The following is a 20,216-nucleotide window of genomic DNA, read 5'->3' as shown; positions in this document are numbered from 1 at the left end:
TTATTTATAGTAGATTGATCAGCAATGGTAAAAATCGGAAAGTGACAAACTAATCTTCATTAGCTTTCGTAAATAAAGCCTCTGGAATCATTTCAAAACCTTCAATCATCGTAGTTTCCTCTAATTCTATCATAAGGTATAGCTTCCCATTCAAATGGACTTGACGTACATGTCTTAGTTCCTGTGGACTTACAGAGAGGTCTGCAACCTTTGTTTTTATTTTAATGGACTTTGATGTGTACTTCGGCAAAATATTGCTTGCCTTAATCTCATACGCTTCATCATCCAATACTGTCTTAAAAGCCGATTCAACCTTTTCCGTATTAATATCTTTTACACCACTAGTCCTTAATACTTTTTCTACATCCTTATAGTCTAATTTCGGTACTTCTTCCTCCTCTTCATTCTCTTCTATGACACGATGTATCTCATCATATACATTGGAAAGAGTAGATGTATTCATCTGTTCACCTGCGACATGCTTTACAATTTCCTCAAAAACTACCTTATCATCTTCTGCTGTCATTGCTTCTTCTGCATTTAAAACCTCTTCAATAAAATGGTAGCTTAACTCATACTTCTTTCCTGCGGAGTATAAAACATGATTGACATCCGCTGCATTATCCGTGAAGCAAGGAAAAAGAAATCCGGATAATGGGGCTTTCAGATTAATAATAGGATCAACAACAATATTATATTTAAATTGTTTTTCCACGTAGTCAAAGAGCAATTCTTTTTTAGGATCTTGTGTACGATTCATGCTACATAATATAAATGGATTAGCATAAACCGTGTCCCTTTCACTTTCTTCTGTTTCTTCACTCTTGCGTTTAACAGGCTTCATATATTCCCCACGAATAAAAGTAACGACAATATCCATTTCATATTGCTTATCCGTAAGCATCTTCTCCACCAACCGAAGCATATGCCCTTTCCATTCCTCTGTTTCACTACTTAATAAACCTTGGTGAAGTATTAACTGACTATTATTTTCTACATCTCGCTTAAACTTCAATTCAAAAAGCTTCTCATCCAGCTGGCCTGATAACACCTTTTTAAAGTTATCGATAAATAGCTCTTGTTGTTCCTTTTCTAGCATTTCAAAAGGAAAGCTTTGATGATGATAGATTTCACTAGATTCTTTCATAATGTATACATAGAAAATTTCATGTATCCGAAGTAGGTCATTGTTTACTTTAAATTGTCTCTTAAAGTTCGCTATATCTTTTTTGTTCAATATTGTTACACTCCTAAGTTGGTAATCAGCATGCATTTTTCAATATGCATTCTATCATTTTATCATAGAAAGCTTACTTTTTGAGATAAACAATTCATCTAAGAGGATTGAATATTTTCCCATAATTTTCGTGTGGTAAACTAATTAATACTTCTTAATAACAATTCAATCCAATGCAATACAGAACAAATACCAAGTAGTTTATCAAAACTACTTGACATTCCTGTAAAAACATCATATGATACAAAACAATATATAAAAAACGGTGAACAGACCAGTAACCAATGCTTAACTGAAAGAGAGTGGAATCCATAGGCTGGAAGATTCCGCCAGACCTAGGCATGGTGAACCTATCTGGGAGTTATTAGCAAAAACTAATCGCAGTCATGCTGTGTTATCAAATGGAGCTGGGCATCATGCATGCCAATTTAGGTGGTACCGCGGAACCCGTTTCGTCCTATACGTTAGGATGATACGGGTTTTTTATATGTTTAAGGAGGAGGTTGAGATTATGAATGGGAAAATGGCGTTTATCGGAGCGGGATCAATGGCTGAGGCGATTATAGCCGGCGTTATAAAAACTGGGAAGATACAGGGCGATAATATGTATGTAACGAATAAATCGAACCAAGCACGTTTACAGCACCTTAAACATACTTATTCTATTCAAGCTACCTCGGATAAAGCTGCAGCACTCAGGCAAGCGAGTATCATTGTCCTTTCTACAAAGCCATATGATATGAAAGAAGCAATTGAAGATATTAAATCCCATATTAGAAAAGACCAATTAATCATTTCCGTAATTGCTGGTATGTCAACAGATTATATTACCACACTGCTAGGAAAAGATATCCCAATAGTCCGTGCTATGCCAAATACTTCTGCATCTGTTGGCTGTTCTGCAACGGCTATTACTGCGGGAAAACATGCGAAACTCATCCATCTAGAAACGGCTCAAAAATTATTTAACACTATCGGTTCAACTGTTCATGTAGATGAGAAGGATATGCACACCGTAACAGGTATTTCTGGAAGCGGACCAGCTTATATATACTACCTCGTTGAAGCAATGGAAAACGCAGCAATAGAAGCTGGACTTGATGAAGACTTAGCAAGAAAATTAATTACCCAAACTGTTATTGGGGCAGGAAAAATGCTTGAAAAATCCACAGATTCAACCCATGTTCTACGAGATAGGATTACTAGTAAAAGAGGAACAACTGAAGCTGCTATCCAAACTTTAAATAACTATAACTTCCAGCAAGCAGTGATGGAATGTGTCAAAAACGCAAGAGAACGATCAATTGAATTAGGCAAATTAGAGTAAGATGCCTGTAACTTTCAACTCTCTGTCTAAAATTAGGAGGTAATGAAATGAAACTAGTAGGCGTATCGGGAACTCTAGCAGGAAATAAGACCTCACAAGCGGTTCATGAGGTGTTAACAGCCGCTACGGCCATAGACTCAAATATACAAACAGAACTGATTGATTTAAGGGAATATGAGGTTGAATTTTGTCGTGGAGAACCATTAACCTATTATAATGAGGACACATGGAATGTGGTTAAAAAAATAGTAGACGCAGATTTTATTGTGTTCGGTACACCGATCTATCAGGCATCAATTTCTGGAGTTTTAAAAAATCTCTTAGATTTCTTTCCAGAATATGCATTTAAAAATAAAGTAACTGGAATCATTGCAACAGGAGGTTCGGAAAAGCATTTTCTCGTACCAGAAAATCATTTAAAACCAATACTATCCTATCTTAGAGGACTAGTTCCATCGACACATGTGTTTGTCCACAATGATAAATTTGATGTAGAGACAGACGAAATCATTGACCAAAAAATTGCCAGTAGAATTCAAAATCTCGCCGAGGAAATGGTTTTCCTCCAGAGAAGTATTAATAATAGAAAGAATACAAACAAAAAAGGAGATAACGAGGTATAGATTACGACCTCTTATCTCCTAGTTATATAAATTCATAAGCCTTTTGCCTAGTTACACAACAAATAAACTCTTGTTAGTAGTCAAATAATAATGAGCTAAACTTTATTTAATATTCAATAACAACCATATAAAATAAAACACCTATTTTTTCACAAATTTCTTTTATATATCCCATCTTTACCATATACATAAAGAAACGACCCTCGCATAAACACGGGACCAATAATACGTTTTCCGTTTTTATCAGTTATTTGTAGTTTTTCCTTTGGAGCATAGCTTAGTTTATTTCTTCGATAACGCATCATTGTATTCATATCTATTTGACCAATTAAATCCTCTTCGTCAAACATAAATTGTTGTAATGTATGATGGCGACTATTTATACGATATCGAATAGATTCCTTCATCTCATTCAGTTGAACGAGATAAAATTCATCATAGTAGTAGAAGAACACTTCCTTTGAACTTACAACATTCAATGCATAACAATCCACAATTCCATAATCACTTGCACCCCATAAACGATCACCGTTCATTGTATAAGCGACAACACCAGCACTCCCCATCGGTTGCTCCCATCCAAAATTTCCAAATATACCTTCATCAAAATAGCTTACCCAAATGGTATCAGTTTCGTCAATTTGCACATTACTAATACCGTCTCCTAACGTAAATGCATCAATTAATTGCCCGTTAGTATTATATCTCCTGGCGTTTCGTTCGATGTAATTACCATCCTTTAAACAACGACTTTGTACAATAAGTAAGGTACCATCTGAAAATAAGTCTACTTCCGTTGGGATAAGGGGAACATTTCTTAAAATCACCGTTTCTATACTTCTGCCCTTTATAATCTTAATTATCCAGTTGTTTTTCGATACAGGACGTTGAAAAAAGTCAAACTCTTGTAAACTGCTTTCAATTAATAATAATGTTCCATCTCTCGTTATTTGACCAGCCACAAAATTACAATTTGAGGTATAATCAACATATTTTTCTAATTTTAATCTCTCTATTTCTATCACCTCAATTAAGTATTCCGCGAGAAGCTAATAGTACTCATTTTTGCCAGACGATAACAACAAATTGACCCCGTCCACTTTCAATACTTAAAGGATTAACTTGTCGAATATTATTAATATCCCAACAGCTCATCATAATGTTGTTTCCAACGTCTGGCGATTTCCTCTTCAGATGACATATCATCATAAGCAGGTGAGATAAGCGAGGCAGATTGAAGAACCTTAACTAGGACCACAGCCTTTATACGGCTTGGATCTGTTCCCCTGCTTTGCTTAAAGTGTTCAACAATTTTGTTATACGTGGATCCTGATTTCAGAATTTGCGCTTTGCCTTTAAAGCGATACCCTTTCCGTCTAATTGGATCAACAACATTAAGTTCTATTGAAGAATTTTGTTCTAGGTTACTTACTGTTCCATGTGAATATAAATGTAAAAAAACAAGATGCTCCTCTTCCCAAACAGCGATTGTCCCCTTTGGGGATAGATTCGGACTACCATCTGGACATACCGTAGCCACAAAAGCCAAGCGCTGTTCTTCAATTACGCGACGCATATCATCGTCAATCATCATATGAATCACTCCTTGGTTTGAATCTAAATATCAGAATGTACTTGCGATTTAAATATTGAACCTCTATACAACTTTTTTACTCTCAATATTAAAATTCCCTTCCCCATCACCCTAAACACTCTATAAGCAGACAATCAGTACTGAAGAAGCAATTTAAAATAAATTGTAACCCACTTCATAGAAAGGTCACTATTCTTGTTCAAGAAATGCTGTGTTCCCCTAACTAATTTTTATGTATGATAAACACCCCTTTTCCAACAGAAACAATTAATGAATCGTGGCTTTCTGAGCTTTGAATTAATTTTATGAAATCCGCAACTTCTTCTCTGTGTGAATTGGCATTATCCACAATCATTAATGAATTTCTTTGGAGAACTCGGTTTAAATCCTCCCACCAGTCTATATAATGACTACGATCTGAATCTAAAAAGATAAAATCAAATGTTTCATTAGCCTGCCTTTTTAAAAATGCCCCAGCATCCTCATGGTGGGATGTAACATACTTTTCCAAATTGGCCCTTCTAAAATTTGCTCTCGCCATAACAATTTTTCTATCATCAATTTCCACAGTTGTTACATGGGCATCTGAATTTATAAAGTTTTTTGCTATCCAAATAGTCGAATATCCATTCGATGTCCCGATCTCTAAAACGTTTTTTACCTTACTGTTTTTAATAAGCAAGGATAAAAATTGCCCGGTATCTTTAGTGATATTTTTCATTTTTGGGCTATCTTCTTTTACGGTAATGTCATTCTCTAGCCCAAAGGACTCTAATTCATTTAGCAAGCTTTCAATACTTGTATCCATAATCAACCTCCCATTAATAACTACTATTTTGATATCCTTTCAAAATTTCCTGTATTACTCTACAAATTGGTCGGTGATATTAAGTTGAATTTCTTATATCGATTATGAGCAGTGTTATCGGGGTAGAATGTATCACCACTAGACAATGAACTTTTTCACTAAATCATTCACATCTAATTAGGAGAAACATATTAAGACTGGTTTTGGTGGGGACTTCAGCCAATAAATTGACTTAATACACTGTTAAACTTGTCACGTTCCTCCCAAAAAGCACCATGGCCACTATAATGGAATGGAACAAGCTGTGAATTACTTATTTTTTGATTTAGTTCTTGAGCTTGTACAAATGGAATTACCTTGTCGTGAACACCATGAACGATTAAAGTAGGGACAAGTATTTTTTGCAAATCTGCATACAGCTTTTCATCTCTTAATGTAACTATGATTGCTGCAGTTGACCAACCTGCTGCTTGTAAGCCCAATTGAAAGAACCACTCTGCGAATGAGCTTGTTATATATTGAAAGAAAAAGCTATCTTTCACTTCTCTCATCATCTTCGGACGATCATTCAATGCCTGAGTGAGGAACCTAGTCGCAGTCTCTGTAGTAAATCCTATCGGAGCTGCAGCGTCTACAAGGACAAGATTAGATACTCCGTAACCATTATGTCGAGACATATACCGAATCGCAATTGCCCCTCCTGTAGAGTGACCAACAAGAGTGAAATTGTCTAATTGAATTACATCAACTACTGTACGGATATCATCTGCCAATCGGTCAAAATTGTAACCGCTTATTGGCTTATCCGACTTTCCGAAACCTCTCCAGTCAATTCCGATACAGCGGTAACCCATTGCTGCAAGAACATCAAATTGATACTCAAACTGCTTATGACTTAACGGCCAACCATGTAAAAACACGATCGTCTTACTGCCCTCAGGATATATATCCTCTACATATAATTTCACACCTGAATCTACCGTAACATAGTACCCCACATCAAATCCCCCTAAAAAATGTCTTTAATAATAAGCTATTCAAATAGGCGCACATGGGTGAATACCTATTACGTTTCGAATAGAGGGTGGTGGTAATGGAGATGTTATAAAATTGCCCTTTAAATTCCTTTTGCTACAGCACTGTATCGTTTCACTGATCTTGTTAATCAATTATACTCATTACTTCGATAACTATTCAGGAGCTACTAGTTCTACTTTTATTCTATCTGGGTCTTCAAAATACACAGCATAATGATTATTTCCCCCAGCAAAAGGATGTTTTTGGGGATAAAGAATGCTTATTCCCCGTTCCTTTAATTTGTCTGTCATTTCATCTACGTGTTGACGGGAGCTTGCATGGAACGCTAGATGGTTCAGACCTACTCGGCATCTATGGTACGGAATATCCAAAAACCTGTCCTCCGCTTGTACAAAAACAATGTATGTAGTATCTAATCTCCAACTTTGTCCACTTTCCCATTCTTGAAAAGAAGTGTAGCCTAGTTCCTCAAGAAACCATCCCCAAAAGTCCACTGTTCTTTTTATATCTGATACATATAGTTCAATATGATGAATCAACCCTTTTGACATTGAAAACTCCCCTTGATTATTCAGCTATTCTGTTTCGTTAGCACAATACTTGGATTCTATTAACTAACCTATCATTTACCAAAAAATTTATATAGTAACTCAATTTTTAACTTAGTACTAACTTAATATACGAAATGTTTCTCAAAAAATAAAGACCATCAATTTGATGATCTCTTATCTGATGCCTGCCCAGTTACGATAATTACATTATCAATTATGATTGCTTTTGTTAGACGAGATATAATACCTTTTTTCAACTTTTTCTAGAAGGAAAATAGTGAACAAAATCAGCCAAGCACCAACTTTAATAGTAATATCGGTAGTCCAGATTACTGTAAAAAATACTAGCAATAATAAGGAAACTAAGGAAACTGCCTTTGATATACTAGACTTTGTTTTATGTAAATTCTTTGGTAATAGTAAACCAAGGATGAAGAATACAACAAAAAAAATGAGAGCACATGCTATATCGCTAACGGCAAGGTAAATTAAACAGGCAAATAATGCCGAATATAAAAATGTAAAAATAATCTTGCTTAAAATATTTCCTCTGTTTGACTCTTCTGCCCATAAAAGAGCATAAATTAAATTTTGTTTTTTTGCTTCCATACATTTCACCTACCTCTATCTATTTTCACAAGACCCTATATAAACTTACATCGCTAGTTTAAAAGAAATAGTTTAACTCTATTTTATCATATTTATTATCAGACTCATATGAATTAAAGTAATTATTTAATTATTCATTTGGAAATGTAATTTCAATTTTAAATAGGAGTAATTAAAATATTATTAAGTAAGATAAGAAGACTCAATCTATATAAAGCTACTTTTACCAATGATTAAGGTGCATTTTTTTGTTTTTTATAGTAATAAAAAAGACAAATTGAAGGGTAAAGTAATCCTGCAATAGAAAAATCCCTAAGAAGTTCGTTTTTAACAAAAATCGAAAAAAAGATAATACAAAGTATAAAAAACAATAATATACTGAACATTGTATAATATATTTTTTTATAGTTCACAAAATACTTCCTCCTTGTACCTCTTATTCTATTAAGCGTTTTTAAAAACCTGACCTACAAGTTGTTATAAAATACTTCCTAGAATTATGCCCCTACTAAAAAAGCATTTACTTTAAAAGCTATGGCATATATACCACGTTATATTAAATGAGAATTCCATTTCTTCTAAAGGGAAGACAATTAAGATAAACTCTGTGAGCTAAAATTAACACTATCATTAAAAAACAATTAATTGGCAATTTTATAAAAACACTTTTTTATATTTTAATGTAGCACTAGAGGTTTTTATAACATTATATGTCACAATACAAAGTTAAAGCATATCCCCGAGAAATATCTAACCTCCCGTAGGATAATAACAGGAACATCTCCTCATCTCGAAGTAAAGCAATCTTTAATTCATTATGTGTACATCTCAACATTAACATAGTATTCAAAAAATAAAACATAGACTTTAGACAAAAACAAGATGACCTATTTTAATCAGCTAGTTTAACTATTGCGTCATATAGTTCATAACTGAAGTTTTACTGAGTTACCTTTTTTATCTTTCTATAAATTCAAAATGAGAATGCTGTAATTTTTCGTAGAGTCCTCTTAATTTACTCACATGTTTTGAATCTTCAATTTCAAATTTTGCGTCACTAATTTCTGCTGAATACTCGCTATAATCTTTATCACTTTCTTAAAGTATGAAGTCTATTTCTAAATACTCATTTTCATTTTCAAACTGAGTCACAAGTTTATCATCTTTCAACTCATAAGACACCTCTTCATAAATATACAAGACGACCTCATTTAAAAGATCGCCCTTTGTTCTTTAAATTTATTGTTTTATAGCAACCTTCCAATCCTCATAAAAGTCTCTCACCGTTGAATATCTTTTATTCCGATCTTCTTCAACAGCTCTTATTGCTACTTCATATAGACTCTGATTTGCATCCCATTTTGAGAAGGAACGATCCATTTCACCACCCAGTAAACCAAACGAAATTGCTCCAAGATTAAAGACATTTGTAATAGAATCAATTGGAGAGCCAAGTTCATACTCCTCTGGTGATTTTGAACGATTTGACCCCCAGAAGTCTTTACCTAAATCATTTATAGAGGGTGACTTTCGATAAAAATCAATATCACATATTTTAGTTTCATCATTTTTAAAATCGTATAAGATGCTTCCATCATAAAAATCTACTGCGACATATTTTTGTGATTCTACATAAGTATGGAAAGAAAAGATTGCATCTAATGCCTTTAAACGTTTTTCCACTTCTAAATTCTTAAAACGGTAATAAGGTGACTTGGGGTTTGTATATTTTGCTACACCACCAAACGACCAATGAGAATGTAAACATTCACCTTCGAACCATTGAAATACTACAGCATTCCCATTTTCGGTGGAAAAATAATCTAATAACTTTATTAAGTGTGGATGTTCTAACGATTGATAAACTGGTAAAGCCTTTTTCAATCGTTCAATAGTACCCTCAGAGTTTCCAGTAAAGTCAATGGGTTTTGCTCCAGCATATTTCACAAAATACTTTTGTCCATCCTGTTCAACACCGAAACTTATATTTCCTGAATCTTGTTGATCAAAAACACAAAAAACATTACCTATGTGCTTTAACCAATTGAAATTATGCTCTTCTTGTAATTGGAAATCCACTTTATTAAGTGTCATAGTAATTGAATTCGTTTGTTTAAAGGTTTCCAAAATATGATCCTCCTATTTGTAAATAGGGATCACGTAGTTTATAGGGGTCTGATACGTTTACCCTTTAATTAAATTGTACCCCGCTAATTATTCTCGTTATTTTCATAAAACAACGCCTCCTTTCAGTTCTTTAAAGAAAATTATACCATTTTATAAAAAACTGCTCACTTATTAGTCAATTGTTCAATAATTCTTCATCGATTTTCCTCAAAACATAATGCTATGCAATATCCCTATTGTAAGTTCGTATAAAGAAGTACATGAACACAAATCATAAGGATAATGTACACAAATAATAGGAGAAACAAATGAAAATTCGATTTGGCTATGTAGCAACTGCATTAGACTTATGGAATGCAAGTCCGGCAAAAACGATAACCTTCAAGCAATATTCTACTCTTCCAAAAAATGAGAGGCTCGATAAACTGAAACATATTACAGCCCAGAACCTACATCATACAAAGAGGATTTTGCACTATAACATTGCACATGAGATAGAACTATATCGGTTTTCAAGTTCGCTTGCACCACTAGCTACTCATCCAGATGTAATGTGGGATTATATTACACCTTTCCAAAAGGACTGGAAGGAAATTGGACAATTAATTCAAAATCATAAGATCAGAGCAAGTTTTCACCCAGGTCAGTACACCTTATTTACAAGTGATAAAGAGAAGATAACAGTAAATGCAATAAAAGATATTACCTATCATTATCGAATGCTTGAAGCGATGAATTTACATAAAGCAAGTATTATTAATATACATATTGGAGGAGCTTACGGAGATAAAACAAGTGCCATTGAGCGGTTTCACGAAAATCTCAAAAAGTTACCTAGAGAAATGAAGAAGCAAATTACACTTGAGAATGATGATAAAACCTATAATGTAGAAGAAACGCTAATCGCCTGTGAAAAAGAAAACATCCCAATGATTCTTGACTTTCATCACCATATGGCAAATCCAACTGATACAGACCTTAATGATTTTTTACCTCGTATCTATAATACTTGGAGCAATTCTAATACCATACCAAAAGTTCATCTTTCTTCACCGAAGTCTCAGCAAGCATATCGTTCCCACTGTGATTTTGTTTCTATTAATTTTATCCTTCCCTTCTTAAAAATGGCTAAAGATCTAAATCAGGATTTTGATATCATGGTAGAAGCAAAGCAAAAGGATCTCGCAATGAGAAGGTTGGTAGAGGAAATAGCTAGTATACGTGGAGTGAAACGAGTAACAAGTTCGGCGGTGGAATGGTAAACCACGAAGAGGAGTTGGTTTAATTGACAATAGTCCGTCTAGGTTATGTCGCAATGAGTATGGAGCTTATCAATGCATCACCATCCAAAACAATGACTTTTCATCAATTCCAACAAATTCAAGACCGAGAAGCCGCAATTCGTAAGCTAGAACGAATTGCATTACAAAACATAAATAACACAGTAAGAATATTAAAACATACTATCGCATCAGAAATTCATTTTTACCGATTAACCTCTCGCTTAATTCCTTTAGCAAATCATGAAGAATTACAGGATTGGGATTATATGAAGCCTATCAAAGGCGCACTTCGTGAAATAGGAGAATTAGCCAATACACATCAGATGCGAATGGATTTCCATCCAGACCATTTCGTTGTTCTAAACTCCGAAAAAAAACATATCTTGAAAAATTCCATTTCCTCCTTAAAAATGCATTATTTATTACTGAAATATATGGGGATTCATCCACTTCATCGTTGTGTAATCCATGTAGGTGGCCACTACAATGACACAAAACAATCACTTGAACGTTTTATCAATAATTGGATGTACGTTCCTACAGCCATTCAAAACATGATCATGCTAGAAAACGATGATAAATCCTTTACATTAGAGGACACCTTGTACTTATGCGAAAAGTTAGATATACCATTAGTGTTTGATTACCATCACCATTTAGCTCATCACCATGATTCCAATTGGGTAGCCCATTGGGATAGAGTCATCCAAACCTGGCGGAATTCCTCACTTCCAATAAAAATGCATATTTCAAGTCCGAAAAGTCCAGAAATGTATCGTCACCACTCGGATTATATCGATATAAATATGTTCTTTAAGTTTCTTATGGCGATAAAGGATAGCGTTCCACAAATTGACTGTATGATTGAAGCCAAGCGTAAGGATAAAGCATTATTTAAATTAATGGAAGAAATCAAAGAAAGAAAAGACATTGAAATTATTGACGGGTCCACCTTCCGTATATAGTGGTCGTTGGCTAAGAGCTAATTATCTAAGTGAACCAAATAATGTATTCTCTTCCTCTTATTGAATTTATTTTTTACTCTAGAGATAGCAGTAATAAAGAAATCCCTCGTTTTTTCTAAAAAGCGAGGGACCATCTAGTATTAATTAGTTATTCCTCTACCGGCTTTCTCCATAGTCCCAATAGAACTGCAGCAATAATAGCACCAATCACTAATGATAATAAGAATAATAGTGGATTCTCAGCAAGTGGAACAACAAATATTCCTCCATGTGGTGCTGGAATAGCCGTATTGAAAAATTGTGTCAATCCCCCTGCAATTGCTGAACCAACGATGGATGACCCGATTATACGCAATGGATCAGCCGCTGCAAATGGGATTGCACCCTCAGTTATAAATGAAAGGCCCATAACATAGTTCGTCACTCCAGACTTACGTTCTTCAGCAGAAAACTTATTTTTAAAGAATGTACTTGCTAAAGCAATTGCTAGAGGCGGAACCATTCCACCTGCCATAACAGCAGCCATTAAACTTCCATCGCCTGTATCCGTAAATATTCCGATTGAAAAAGCATATGCAGCTTTGTTAAATGGGCCACCCATATCAATCGCCATCATACCACCTAGTAATAATCCGAGAATTGTTGCATTACCTGTCCCAAGCCCCTCAAGAAAATTAACCATAGCATTATTAATTGTTGCAAAAATAGGTCCAAAAACAAAATACATTAATAGTCCTGTTAAAAATAGACTTAATACTGGATAGATTAAAATAGGTTTAAGTCCCTCTAAGGTTTTAGGCAACCCTCGGAATACTCGCTTTAGAAGGATAACTACATATCCTGCTAGAAATCCAGCAACAAGTCCACCTAAAAATCCAGCATTACTGTTTACTGCGATTAAACCACCTACCATACCTGGCATTAAACCCGGTCGATCAGCAATACTTAAAGCGATAAAGCCAGCAAATATCGGAATCAAGAAACTAAACGCATTACCACCGATTTCATTCAAAAATGTAAAAGCGGTACTATCCTTTCCCAACACACTCTCTAATAAGAACGAAATAGCAAGTAAGATACCTCCCCCAACAACAAATGGAAGCATATGGGATATTCCATTCATTAGATCCTTGTAAATTCTTCCCCAAATAGAATTAGACTTATCCTCCATATCATCTGCCTTTATCTCACTGCCTCCCTCATTGTAAATCGGGGCATCTTGATGGATTGCCAACGAAATTAACTCTTCCGATTTCTTTATTCCGTCGGCAACAGGGCGTTGAATTACATGTTTTCCATTAAAACGGTTCAAATCCACCTTCTTACCAGCAGCAATAATAACTGCATCAGCTCGTTTAATTTCCTCATCTGTCAATCTATTCTTTGCACCTTCTGATCCTTGTGTTTCAACACGAATATCAACATTCATCTCTTTCGCTTTTTTCTTCAGTGCGTCCTCCGCCATATACGTATGAGCAATCCCTGTTGGACATGCTGTAATCGCAACGACAAAAGGTTTCTTCTGATCATTTTGCTCATTTAAAGTGGTTTCCTGTGCCTCCTCTTGCTCTTCCGAAAATAAAGAAAGTACTTGCTCAGGCGTATCTGCATCTTTTAGCTGATTGACAAAATCCCCATCAATTAATTTTCTAGATAATGCTGCTAAAGTTTCTAAGTGAGTATTATTTCCACCTTCAGGAACAGCAATCATAAAAAACAAATATGCTGGCTGTCCATCAAGTGAGTCATAGTCTACACCCTTATTACTTTTAGCAAATAGAACAGTGGGTTCTTTCACAGACTTATTTTTTGCATGAGGCATGGCAATCCCATCACCAAGTCCAGTAGAAGATTGTTCCTCACGCTTTAAGATGGCATCCTTAAATTCAGCTACATCTGTCAAAATTCCACTTTTATGAAGGCTTGTAATCATTTCATCGATTGCAGCTTCTTTTTCCGTTGCCTGCAAATCAAATATCATGATGTCCTTTCTAAGTAAATCTGTTATCTTCATTCAAATCATCCTTTATTAAAATCGATTTATATTGGCCTAACTTCAACTTTATTCAAAAGAGAGAGAATATCATTATTCTTGGCTAGATCATCTGAGAATGCAGTTGCACTCCCAGATGCAATCCCCAATTTAAATGCTTTAATTGGATCTTTAGACTGCATATATTCACCAGTAAATCCGGCAATCATCGAATCTCCTGCTCCCACTGAATTCTTAACTGTTCCTTTAGGACTTTCTCCCTTGAATATTCCATTCCGTGTAAATAATATTGCCCCTTCTCCAGCCATTGAAACAATGACATGCTCTGCACCTATTTCAAGAAGTTTCTTACCATATCCGAGGACATCATCCATACTAGCTATCTCTGCTTGGAATAGTTCCGCTAATTCTTCCTTATTCGGTTTCACTAATAATGGGTGAAATGGTAAAGATGCCATTAAATCCTCACCGGTTGTATCAATGATAAAATTCGCATGAGAATCCTTGATCACCTTGACTAGTTGCTGATAATAATCTTCCGGTAGTGCTGGAGGTTTACTGCCAGAGAGAATTACTAAATCGTTCTCTGTTAATCGTTCTAGTTGTTGAATCAATCGATTAGCCTCTTCCTGAGAAATGACTGGACCACGACCATTGATTTCGGTTTCCTCTTTTGACTTTAATTTTATATTTATCCGAGTATCATCTTGGATTGTTATAAAATCAGATTCTACACCCTCATTTATTAACCAATCCTTAATAAAATCGCCTGTGAATCCGCCTAAAAAACCTAACGTCTTTGTTGGTATGCCTAGTTCGTGTAGTATTCTAGATACATTAATTCCTTTACCACCAGGTAATTTAAGATCATTTTCCATCTTGTTTAACTTCCCTAGATCCACTTGTGAGACGTTTACGATATAGTCAATGGAAGGATTCAGTGTTACCGTATATATCATGATGTTGCCTCCATTATTGTTGTTTTTTCTTTAAAGGATGTAAGGTCCACACGACTCTTGTTCGTCAGAATCGTAACATCTTGTAAATCACATACCTTAACAAAATTAACTTTATTCCACTTCGTTTCATCCGCTAAACAATAGCTAACTGCAGATTGGTGAATGGCTAATTTTTTAATGGCCGCTTCTTCAGGGTCTGGTGTCGTACATCCAAATTCAATATCTATCCCATTAATACCAATAAATGCTTTGTCAAATTGATAGCTCTTTAGTTCATTAAGACTAGTAGACCCCACTATCGCTTTTGTAGAAGCTTTTATTTTACCACCTAATAAAATCGTTTGAATATGATGTTCAGCAAGTATTGACGCATGTTGTATTCCATTCGTTACTACTGTTATATTTCCTTTTTTCAAGGAATCTATAAGAGCCAAAGTAGTAGTTCCTGCATCGATAAAAATGACATCATCATTTTCTATCAAAGATGCTGCAAACTTACCTATATTCGTTTTTTCTTGAATGTTTTTGAGTGATTTTTCTTGGGTAGATAATTCTTGATTCAACTGATACAGTCTTTTTGCACCACCATGAACGCGCTTTAATTTATTTGCTTTTTCAAGTTGGTCAAGATCTCTTCTAATAGTAGACTCAGAGCAATCCAATACCCGCATTAATTCTTGCGTTTTTACTATCCCAGCATCGTTTAAAAGGGATAAAATAATTGCATGTCGTTCATCTGTTAACATAACACCACTCCTAAAACGGTATTTTACCATCAATATCAGTCAAAAACAATCATAACGTCTATAAAAACCACGTGACTATGAGAATTGAATTTTTCTTTTAATCAAAAAATAACCCTTTTGATATAAAAGGGTTATTGCGATTTAAATTATAAAATATTCACTTTTGTACCTAATTGCAAAATAGTATCCAATGCATTAAATTGCCCAGTCTCCATTTCGGAATATCGGGACAATCGTTCCATCTTCCTTGATACCATCAATATCCATCTTGTCTGAGCCAATCATGAAGTCTACATGAGTTGTGGAGACATTCATACCATGTTTTAATAGTTCTTCTTCACTCATTTTCGTACCACCTTGGATGGTTGTCGGATATGCAGCTCCGATAGCAAGATGATTGGATGCATTTTCATCGAATAATGTCTCAAAAAAGGTTATTCCTGATTGAGAAATTGGTGACGGATCTGGAACAAGAGCTACCTCGCCTAAACCTGTTGCGCCCTCATTATCTTGAACGAGCTTTTTGATTGCCTCATCACCTTTGTCAGCAGAAATATCAATAATTTTACCGTCTTTAAAATGTACCTCGATCCCCTCAATTAAAGTCCCTGCATAACTTAATGGTTTCGTACTCCGAACTACTCCTTCCATACGATGAGTATCTGGAGCTGTAAAAACTTCTTCTGTTGGCATATTGGCTATGAATTCTACACCATTTGGATCATAACTTTCTGCACTTGCCCAAATATGATTTTTCGGTAAACCTAGAATCAAATCCGTACCTGGCGCTGTGTAATGCAATGCATCAAATTGATATTCGTTTAACTTACTTGCCTTCTCCTTTAGTGTTTCCTTATGCTGATCCCAGATGGCAATCGGGTCCTCATGGTAAATGCGACATGTTTTAAAAATTTGATCCCACAACGCATCCACTTGTTCTTCAGAGGTTTTTAAATTTGGAAAAACATGTTTTGCCCATGCCTCGCCTGCCGCTGCTGCAACAGTCCATTTTAAATCATCATTTTGTGTCGCTACTCGCTGTGCCTTGAATGCTTTTCCAGCTACCTTTTGATATGCAGCGACCTTATTAGGATCTACCTCATTCAATAATCCAGGATCATTAGATAAAATAGATAGTCGGCATACATGATGATTTAATACATGATCCTCGGATTCCTCAATTTCGTATTTTGGTATATTCGTCAATACCTCTTTTGGTTGATGCATGTAGTTTAATTTAGTAATCTCATCATCAGACCATTTAATAATTACCTTTTCTGCCCCTCTTTCATATGCCTCTTTTGTAAGTAGACGGGCTAAGGGAGCTTGATCAACGGCAATACTTACTTTTACCCAGTCCCCTACCTGAACATTAAGTCCTTTTACAATTAACAGCCTTGCATACTTTCGCAAATTCTCTTCAAAATTAGGTAATACCATTTTCTTCCTCCTTCTTGATGCCAATTTTTAAGGGCCCTTCGCTTCCCAATATTAGTAATATATTTTCGATAGAGTGACGCTTAAAAAATCTTCTGCCAGCCTAATTTACAACATATTACCAAATCCGGAGAGTGACAACCCACGACCTTACAATTCCATACTTATTTTACATGATTACCAAAAATCTTTCCTCTATTGTTAGTTAATAATTGAATTTTTCTTATAAAATTAAATACTACTTGCAGAATGAATATTATTGTGACAACTACCATAAGATATAAGTGGAATATATTAGTAAATAAGGAATAGGTGATCATATGGATAAAGAGTCATCAAGAAACCATCAGTCCATGAGCAGTGATGCTAAACAAAGACAGTTAGATCAATTCCGTATACAGAACACTGGAAATCCAATGACAACAAACCAAGGAAAGAAACTCGCAAATGATTCAGAAACCTTAAAAGCTGGCGTGCGTGGGCCTTCATTACATCAAGACTGGCATTACTTTGAAAAAATGACACATTTTGTGCAGGAAGAAGAACCAGAAAGAGTGGTACACGCAAGGGGTTACAGTGCCCATGGGGAGTTTGAATGCTATCAGTCGATGAAGCATGTGACAAAAGCATGTTTTTTACAGGAACCCGGGAAAAAGACTCCATTGACTATCCGCTTTTCTACCGTGCAAGGGCCAAGAGGATCCTATGATACAGCAAGGGACTTACGCTGCCAGGGAGTTAAATTCTATACAGAAGAAGGAAATTATGACCTAACAACAATTGCAATGCCTGTCTTAATCAATCAAGACCCAATGAAATTCCCAGATGCGATGCATGCATACCAAGCAAAGTCGGATGATGATATTCCAACAGCTACAGGTGCACATGACAGGTTTTGGGATTATGTAGCCAATAATCCCGAATCCATTCATATGGTGACATGGATTATGTCTGACCGTGGGATTATTCGAAGTTATCGAATGATGGAATCGTGGTCGATTAATACGTATCTATTTGTCAATGAACAGGGAGTCGCAACCTTTGTTCGATTTGTCTGGAAGCCTGTTCTTGGTGTACATTCCCTACTTCAGGATGAAGCAATGAAAATCGGTGGGCTTGATCCGGACTTTCACCGAAAGGATTTACGAGAAGCCATTGCTAAGGGATTTTATCCAGAATATGAACTAGGTGTCCAATTGATTCCGATGGAAGATGAATTCAACTATGATTTTGATATTCTCGATCCTGCAAAGTTCTGGCCAGAGGAGCTTATCCCTGTGCAGCTAGTCGGTAAAATGACGTTAAATCGAAACATTGATAATTACCATACAGAATCAGAGCAAGTAGCATTTAATCCTGCGAATGTTGTTCCGGGAATTGATTTTTCTAATGACCCCGTATTACAAGGTAGGTTAATTGCTTATCATAATGCACAAGTACACCGAATCGGAAGAAACTTCCAAGAATTACCAATAAATAAACCGATTTGTCCATTTCACAATAACCAACGACGTGGCCCTATGAGATTTAGAATTGATGTTGATCAGGTCAACTATCACCAAAACTCATTAGCAAATAACACACCATACACCACCCCTCCAGAAGAGGGCGGATATGAACACTACCCAAAAAAAGTAGAGGGAGTCGTAATCAGAGGAAGAAGCGAATCGTTTAACGACTTTTTCTCTCAAACACGAATCTTCTGGAATAGCCTGACACCTATTGAAAAGCAACACACAATTGATGGATTTAGTTACCAGCTTGGGAAGGTAAGAAGTGCATCTGTCCGCCAACAAAATGTCGATTTATTGGTTAATGTGGATAAGGAATTAGCTACTATTGTTGCTAGAAATATTGGTGTAAATCCACCAGAGGGCTCCCATGTACCTGTCTCTACAGTATATCCTTCGCTAAGTCAGTATCGTACACCTAAATATGCATTAACCCAAAAGGTCGGTATTCTTGTTGGTGATAACTTTAACGATAATGAAGTAATAGGTGTGCTTAACCTTCTGCAAGATAATGGCGTATTCTTTCTAATCATTAGTGATACACTTGGTACAGTAACTGGAGCAAATGGTACAAAACTGAAGGTTGATGAAACCTTTATCACAACAAGTCCTTATTTAGTCGACACCCTGTATGTAGTTGGAGGAAACTCAAATAATCAAGAAAAGTTTAATGCAGATGTTACTAATTTTGTACATGATGCCTATATGCATTATAAGCCAATTGGTGTCGCTTCAACTGGACAGTCCTTTATTCAGGCATCTGACAAAAACAATTTAGCTGGTGTTGTGTTTTCAGCAAATAATCCAAACTTCGGAGAACAATTTCTCTCTGCCATCACCCAACAGCGCTTCTGGAATAGAACGTAACACGTCCATGAAAACTTAGATGTTCACTTCCTAGTATAAAATAAACGTGATACTCACCATCATGATTGGTGTGATATCACGTTTATTTTTGCTCCTCTAGTGAAGCAGTATATAGACAACTATAAACCATCAATTTTTCTCGTCATCTGTCTTATCAAAATCAATTACCGCCTTGCCAATCATCACGATTAATCCTATCATTACTCCAACCCCAACAATCAAATACATCATTGTAAAAAGCTTCCCTAGGTTAGTAGCAGGGCTCAATCCCGTGTCAAAGCCACTTGGAATCAGACTAACAACTGAAAAATAAATAGAATCTAATAATGCCCATCCCTCAATCCTTGTATAAAATAATGTACCTGATAAAATAATGAACACTAACGTAAAGAATAACGATTTAAATACTTTATGTCGAAATGACTTCCACAATGCTTTCAATAGTCGCTTAGCAGTTAAAATGAATGAAATCATGCTTTCTTTCCTCCATAATTAATAGAATTTCCCTTTTCATATCCAAATAGTTTATTTTCCTATGTTT

At 35.5% G+C, this 20,216-nt stretch carries 18 protein-coding genes; 5 read left to right on the top strand and 13 right to left on the bottom strand.

What is annotated here, in order from left to right:
- Window positions 1–49: 49 nt before the first annotated feature.
- A complete protein-coding gene (locus HNR27_RS04110; RefSeq protein WP_429338860.1) occupies window positions 50–1,237 on the bottom strand; it encodes a DUF4317 domain-containing protein in 1,188 nt (395 codons plus the stop codon).
- A gap of 511 nt (window positions 1,238–1,748) precedes the next feature.
- On the opposite strand from HNR27_RS04110, the gene proC reads away from it, so the two are divergent.
- Window positions 1,749–2,564, top strand: a complete 816-nt coding sequence (proC, locus tag HNR27_RS04105) for a pyrroline-5-carboxylate reductase (RefSeq protein ID WP_429338859.1) — start codon at window positions 1,749–1,751, stop codon at window positions 2,562–2,564.
- A 47-nt stretch (window positions 2,565–2,611) separates the two neighbouring features.
- Window positions 2,612–3,187 carry an NADPH-dependent FMN reductase gene (locus HNR27_RS04100; protein WP_212918979.1) on the top strand — a complete coding sequence of 192 codons (576 nt, stop codon included), beginning with the start codon at window positions 2,612–2,614 and terminating at the stop codon, window positions 3,185–3,187.
- Between the two features lie 149 nt (window positions 3,188–3,336).
- Here HNR27_RS04100 and HNR27_RS04095 read toward each other — a convergent pair whose 3' ends face one another.
- The 7 genes from HNR27_RS04095 to HNR27_RS04065 all read right to left on the bottom strand — a co-directional run bounded on the left by HNR27_RS04095 (window position 3,337) and on the right by HNR27_RS04065 (window position 9,881).
- Complete coding sequence (locus HNR27_RS04095) at window positions 3,337–4,212, bottom strand: hypothetical protein (RefSeq protein WP_244853237.1); 876 nt, start codon at window positions 4,210–4,212, stop codon at window positions 3,337–3,339.
- 110 nt (window positions 4,213–4,322) lie between these two features.
- On the bottom strand, window positions 4,323–4,781 hold the full coding sequence (locus HNR27_RS04090) for a pyridoxamine 5'-phosphate oxidase family protein (RefSeq protein ID WP_212918978.1): 459 nt from the start codon (window positions 4,779–4,781) through the stop codon (window positions 4,323–4,325).
- Between the two features lie 223 nt (window positions 4,782–5,004).
- The gene (locus HNR27_RS04085; protein ID WP_429338858.1) at window positions 5,005–5,589 is read right to left on the bottom strand and encodes an O-methyltransferase; all 585 of its coding nucleotides are present in this window, start codon (window positions 5,587–5,589) and stop codon (window positions 5,005–5,007) included.
- Between the two features lie 215 nt (window positions 5,590–5,804).
- On the bottom strand, window positions 5,805–6,587 hold the full coding sequence (locus tag HNR27_RS04080) for an alpha/beta fold hydrolase (RefSeq protein ID WP_429338857.1): 783 nt from the start codon (window positions 6,585–6,587) through the stop codon (window positions 5,805–5,807).
- A 192-nt stretch (window positions 6,588–6,779) separates the two neighbouring features.
- Window positions 6,780–7,178, bottom strand: a complete 399-nt coding sequence (locus HNR27_RS04075) for a VOC family protein (RefSeq protein WP_429338856.1) — start codon at window positions 7,176–7,178, stop codon at window positions 6,780–6,782.
- 210 nt (window positions 7,179–7,388) lie between these two features.
- Window positions 7,389–7,787, bottom strand: coding sequence for a hypothetical protein (locus HNR27_RS04070; RefSeq protein ID WP_429338855.1), 399 nt, complete (start codon window positions 7,785–7,787; stop codon window positions 7,389–7,391).
- Window positions 7,788–9,026: 1,239 nt separating this feature from the next.
- On the bottom strand, window positions 9,027–9,881 hold the full coding sequence (locus HNR27_RS04065) for a protein kinase family protein (RefSeq protein ID WP_429339192.1): 855 nt from the start codon (window positions 9,879–9,881) through the stop codon (window positions 9,027–9,029).
- 341 nt (window positions 9,882–10,222) lie between these two features.
- Between HNR27_RS04065 and uvsE (HNR27_RS04060) the strand changes: the two genes are divergently transcribed.
- Both uvsE (HNR27_RS04060) and uvsE (HNR27_RS04055) read left to right on the top strand, forming a co-directional pair.
- Window positions 10,223–11,176 (top strand): UV DNA damage repair endonuclease UvsE, encoded by a 954-nt coding sequence (gene uvsE, locus HNR27_RS04060; protein WP_429338854.1) that lies wholly within the window; start codon window positions 10,223–10,225, stop codon window positions 11,174–11,176.
- A gap of 23 nt (window positions 11,177–11,199) precedes the next feature.
- Entirely contained in the window at window positions 11,200–12,162 is a 963-nt protein-coding gene (uvsE, locus tag HNR27_RS04055) for a UV DNA damage repair endonuclease UvsE (RefSeq protein ID WP_429338853.1), read from the top strand.
- A gap of 148 nt (window positions 12,163–12,310) precedes the next feature.
- Here uvsE (HNR27_RS04055) and HNR27_RS04050 read toward each other — a convergent pair whose 3' ends face one another.
- The 4 genes from HNR27_RS04050 to HNR27_RS04035 all read right to left on the bottom strand — a co-directional run bounded on the left by HNR27_RS04050 (window position 12,311) and on the right by HNR27_RS04035 (window position 17,300).
- Window positions 12,311–14,176: a PTS fructose transporter subunit IIABC gene (locus HNR27_RS04050; RefSeq protein ID WP_212918970.1), complete on the bottom strand. Its 1,866-nt coding sequence runs from the start codon at window positions 14,174–14,176 to the stop codon at window positions 12,311–12,313.
- Between the two features lie 26 nt (window positions 14,177–14,202).
- Window positions 14,203–15,114: a 1-phosphofructokinase gene (gene pfkB, locus HNR27_RS04045; protein WP_212918969.1), complete on the bottom strand. Its 912-nt coding sequence runs from the start codon at window positions 15,112–15,114 to the stop codon at window positions 14,203–14,205.
- Window positions 15,111–15,860: a DeoR/GlpR family DNA-binding transcription regulator gene (locus HNR27_RS04040; protein ID WP_429338852.1), complete on the bottom strand. Its 750-nt coding sequence runs from the start codon at window positions 15,858–15,860 to the stop codon at window positions 15,111–15,113. The genes pfkB and HNR27_RS04040 overlap by 4 nt, the downstream gene beginning before the upstream one ends.
- 195 nt (window positions 15,861–16,055) lie before the next feature.
- Window positions 16,056–17,300 carry an aminopeptidase gene (locus tag HNR27_RS04035; protein ID WP_212918967.1) on the bottom strand — a complete coding sequence of 415 codons (1,245 nt, stop codon included), beginning with the start codon at window positions 17,298–17,300 and terminating at the stop codon, window positions 16,056–16,058.
- A 317-nt stretch (window positions 17,301–17,617) separates the two neighbouring features.
- On the opposite strand from HNR27_RS04035, the gene HNR27_RS04030 reads away from it, so the two are divergent.
- Window positions 17,618–19,675, top strand: a complete 2,058-nt coding sequence (locus tag HNR27_RS04030; RefSeq protein WP_212918966.1) for a catalase — start codon at window positions 17,618–17,620, stop codon at window positions 19,673–19,675.
- A gap of 129 nt (window positions 19,676–19,804) precedes the next feature.
- Here the strand turns inward: HNR27_RS04030 and HNR27_RS04025 are convergent, their stop codons facing one another.
- On the bottom strand, window positions 19,805–20,149 hold the full coding sequence (locus tag HNR27_RS04025) for an ion channel (RefSeq protein WP_212918965.1): 345 nt from the start codon (window positions 20,147–20,149) through the stop codon (window positions 19,805–19,807).
- Window positions 20,150–20,216: the final 67 nt, after the last annotated feature.

Origin of the sequence: Ornithinibacillus bavariensis (genome assembly GCF_050433565.1) — a bacterium.
Taxonomy (GTDB): Bacteria; Bacillota; Bacilli; order Bacillales; family Amphibacillaceae; genus Ornithinibacillus; species Ornithinibacillus bavariensis.
The sequence above is the reverse complement of the archived record's forward strand: the minus strand, read 5'-3'. Positions and strand labels throughout refer to the sequence as shown.

Bases quoted from the DNA above. Each gene is read 5' to 3' on its own strand.
- HNR27_RS04025 (WP_212918965.1), bottom strand. From the start codon at position 20,149: ATGATTTCATTCATTTTAACTGCTAAGCGACTATTGAAAGCATTGTGG.
- pfkB (WP_212918969.1), bottom strand. From the start codon at position 15,114: ATGATATATACGGTAACACTGAATCCTTCCATTGACTATATCGTAAAC.
- HNR27_RS04070 (WP_429338855.1), bottom strand. From the start codon at position 7,787: ATGGAAGCAAAAAAACAAAATTTAATTTATGCTCTTTTATGGGCAGAA.
- proC (WP_429338859.1), top strand. From the start codon at position 1,749: ATGAATGGGAAAATGGCGTTTATCGGAGCGGGATCAATGGCTGAGGCG.
- HNR27_RS04035 (WP_212918967.1), bottom strand. From the start codon at position 17,300: ATGGTATTACCTAATTTTGAAGAGAATTTGCGAAAGTATGCAAGGCTG.
- HNR27_RS04075 (WP_429338856.1), bottom strand. From the start codon at position 7,178: ATGTCAAAAGGGTTGATTCATCATATTGAACTATATGTATCAGATATA.
- HNR27_RS04030 (WP_212918966.1), top strand. From the start codon at position 17,618: ATGGATAAAGAGTCATCAAGAAACCATCAGTCCATGAGCAGTGATGCT.
- HNR27_RS04090 (WP_212918978.1), bottom strand. From the start codon at position 4,781: ATGATGATTGACGATGATATGCGTCGCGTAATTGAAGAACAGCGCTTG.
- HNR27_RS04065 (WP_429339192.1), bottom strand. From the start codon at position 9,881: ATGACACTTAATAAAGTGGATTTCCAATTACAAGAAGAGCATAATTTC.
- HNR27_RS04085 (WP_429338858.1), bottom strand. From the start codon at position 5,589: ATGGATACAAGTATTGAAAGCTTGCTAAATGAATTAGAGTCCTTTGGG.
- HNR27_RS04040 (WP_429338852.1), bottom strand. From the start codon at position 15,860: ATGTTAACAGATGAACGACATGCAATTATTTTATCCCTTTTAAACGAT.
- HNR27_RS04100 (WP_212918979.1), top strand. From the start codon at position 2,612: ATGAAACTAGTAGGCGTATCGGGAACTCTAGCAGGAAATAAGACCTCA.
- HNR27_RS04050 (WP_212918970.1), bottom strand. From the start codon at position 14,176: ATGAAGATAACAGATTTACTTAGAAAGGACATCATGATATTTGATTTG.
- uvsE (WP_429338854.1), top strand. From the start codon at position 10,223: ATGAAAATTCGATTTGGCTATGTAGCAACTGCATTAGACTTATGGAAT.